Here is a 3,277-nt window from a genome sequence, read left to right on the forward strand (position 1 = left end):
ACTTGGTACCGAGCGCGATGCTCTGATGGACGGACTTGGGGCGCTGGCCACGGGAGACGACGCTGTTCCCGTGGTGACCGCTCTGGCTGAACCCGAAGCGCGCGTAGCTCTGCTCTTCACTGGGCAGGGCGCACAACGGATCGGCATGGGACGGGAGTTGTATGACACCTTCCCGGTATTCGCGGACGCTTTTGATGCCATGTGCGCGCACTTCGACAGTGAGTTGGCGTTGCCGCTGCGGGGTGTGGTGTTCGGCGAGGATGCCGATGCCGATGGCGAGGTGCTGAACCAGACGGGATACACCCAGCCGGCGTTGTTCGCCCTTGAAGTGGCGCTGTTCCGGCTCTTCGAGTCGTTCGGTGTCCGGCCCGACTACCTGGTGGGCCATTCCATCGGTGAGCTGGTAGCTGCACATGTGGCGGGCGTCTTGTCGCTGGAGGATGCGTGTCGTCTGGTCGCGGCCCGCGGCCGGTTGATGCAGGCACTCCCGGATGGCGGCGCCATGGTCTCGGTGCAGGCGTCGGAAGCTGAAGTGCTGCCGCTGCTGGAAGGCCATGAGCAGCGGGTGAGCATCGCCGCGGTGAACGGCCCGCACTCGGTCGTGATAGCGGGTGAGGAGTCCGCGGTCGCGGAGATCGCCGGGCGTTTCGAGTCCGAGGGCCGGAAGGTGAAACGGCTCCAGGTGAGCCATGCCTTCCACTCGCCCCTGATGGAGCCAATGCTCGAGGAATTCCGTGCTGTCGCCGAGCGCGTGACATATACGGAGCCCCGCATCCCGGTTGTCTCGAACCTGACCGGCGAACTCGCCACGCCGCAGGAACTGACCTCCCCCGATTACTGGGTGCGGCATGTCCGCGAGGCTGTCCGTTTCGCTGACGGTATCCGGTGGTTGGAGGAGCATGACGTGACCCGGTTCCTGGAGATCGGGCCGGACGGCACCTTGACTGCCATGGCGCAGGGCTGCCTCGAGGCGGACACTGGTCATGTCCTGGTCCCCGCCCTGCGTGGTGATGACCGTGGTGAGGTGTCCGCGGTGCTGTCTGCCGCCGGGCGGGCGTTCGTCCACGGCATCGGCATCGACTGGCAGGCGTTCTTCCCCGCGACCGCGACCGGGACCGCGACCGACACCGGACCCGACGCCGACACCGACACCCGACCCGACACGCTCTCCGCCCACACCCCCGTAGACCTCCCCACCTACGCCTTCCAACACCAGCGCTACTGGCCCCGGTTCACGGGCTTGCCGGCCGGTGATCTCGGCTCTGCCGGGCTGGTGTCCGCTCATCACCCCTTGCTGGGTGCTGTCGTGTCCCTGGTCGGCAGCACGGACGGCACGGACAGCGCAGCGGGCCTGGACAGCGTGTACTGCACGGACGATGGCGGCGCCGTGGTGTTCACGGGGCGGGTGTCCGTTACGGCCCAGCCCTGGCTCGCCGAGCATGTCGTTTCGGGCTCGGTCCTGCTCCCCGGTACCGCCTTCCTGGAGCTGGCAGTCCGTGCCGGGGACCAGGTCGGCTGCGGGCAGGTGGAGGAACTGACGCTTCAGGCGCCGCTCGTCCTGCCGGAGCGAGGTGCCGTACAGCTTCAGGTGGCCGTCGGGGCCGCGGATGAGACCGGACGCCGGACGCTGAGCGTCTACTCCCGGCCGCAGGACGCACAGGCCGACCAGCCATGGGTACGCCATGCCGTCGGCGTACTCGGCACGGACGGCGCGGCGCCCGGGGCGGATCTGTCCCAGTGGCCGCCCGCCGGGGCGGAGCCCGTCTCCGTTGAGGGGCTGTACGAGGGGCTGACGGCAGCGGGGTTCGGCTATGGGCCGGTCTTCCGAGGGCTGCGCCAGGTATGGAGCCGTGGTGACGAGCTGTTCGCCTCGGTCGAACTTCCGGAGAACGCCGTCCCCGAGGCGGCCGGCTTCGGGCTGCACCCGGCGCTGCTGGACTCGGCGCTGCACGCGCTCGGACTGGTGGCCTCGGACCAGGCGGACGAGGGCCGAGCCAGGCTGCCCTTCTCCTGGTCGGGGGCTACGCTGCATGCGTCCGGAGCGTCGGTGCTGCGTGCGCGGCTGTCCGTGAACGGCCCTGACTCGGTCGCCCTGGAGCTGGCCGATGCCTCGGGCGGACCCGTCGCAACGATCGACTCCCTGGTCCTGCGACCCGTGTCGGCCGACGGGATCGCCCAGGCCAAGGCCGGCCGGCAGGACACCGCGCTGCACACGATGGACTGGGTTCCGCTGCCGGAGCCCGTCGTGTCCACCGGGCGTACGGCGTCCGCGGTCGCCGTCGAAGCGGCCGTGGACATGTGCGACGGCACCGATGGCCGACTCGATCTGTCCGCGATCGGCGCGTCCGTGTACCCGGACCTCGATTCGCTTCCTCAGGGCGAGGTGCCCTCCCACGTCCTGCTGCGGCTGGACGCTCCTGACGGCGACCCGGCGGCCGCCGCGCACACCGCGACCCACCGGGCGCTCGCGCTCCTCCACGCATGGCTGGCCGAGGAGCGGTTCGCCGCGGCCCGGCTGGTCGTTGTCACCCAGGGCGCGGTCACCGTGGACGAACGGCGACCGGACCCGGCGCTGGCCGCCGTCTGGGGGCTCGTCCGGTCGGCACGTTCGGAGAACCCGGACCGGTTCACGCTGGTCGATCTCGACGGGGCGAGCGAGTCCCTCGCCGTGCTCCCCGCCGCACTGGCCTGCGACGAGCCCGAACTGGCCGTACGCGCAGGCCAGGTCTACGTCCCGAGGCTCAGCAGGCACGTGCGGCCGGATGCTCTGCCGGTGCCCGAGCGGAGCGGAGCGTGGTGCCTGGACATCGCGGAGAAGGGCACGCTGGAGAACCTGCACCTCGCGGAGTACCCGGCGGCTCAGGCCGAGTTGGGTGCCGGACAGGTGCGGATCGCGGTACGCGCCGCCGGTCTGAACTTCCGTGATGTGCTGAACGCGCTCGGTATGTATCCGGGTGACGCCGTGGCCCTGGGGATCGAGGGTGCCGGTGTGGTCACCGAGGTCGGCCCGGGAGTGACCGGGTTCTCCCCGGGCGATCGGGTCATGGGACTCTTCACGCAGTCCTTCGGTCCGCTCGCGGTGGCCGACGCACGCACCCTCGCCCGCATACCCGAGGGGTGGTCGTTCGCGCAGGCGGCGTCGGTTCCGGTGGTGTTTCTGACGGCGTATTACGCCTTGGTGGACCTGGGGGATGTGCAGGCGGGCGAGTCGGTGCTGGTGCACTCCGCCGCGGGTGGGGTCGGCATGGCCGCGGTGCAGTTGGCGCGGCATCTGGGT

General features: G+C 70.3%; 1 protein-coding gene. It reads left to right on the top strand.

Annotation, left to right across the window (positions count from 1 at the left end; genetic code table 11):
* The coding region (locus AC3EUV_RS38185; protein WP_488187997.1) for an acyltransferase domain-containing protein at window positions 1-3,277 on the top strand (3,277 nt) is incomplete at both ends.

The sequence above is a fragment of the Streptomyces sp. bgisy130 genome (assembly GCF_057708345.1).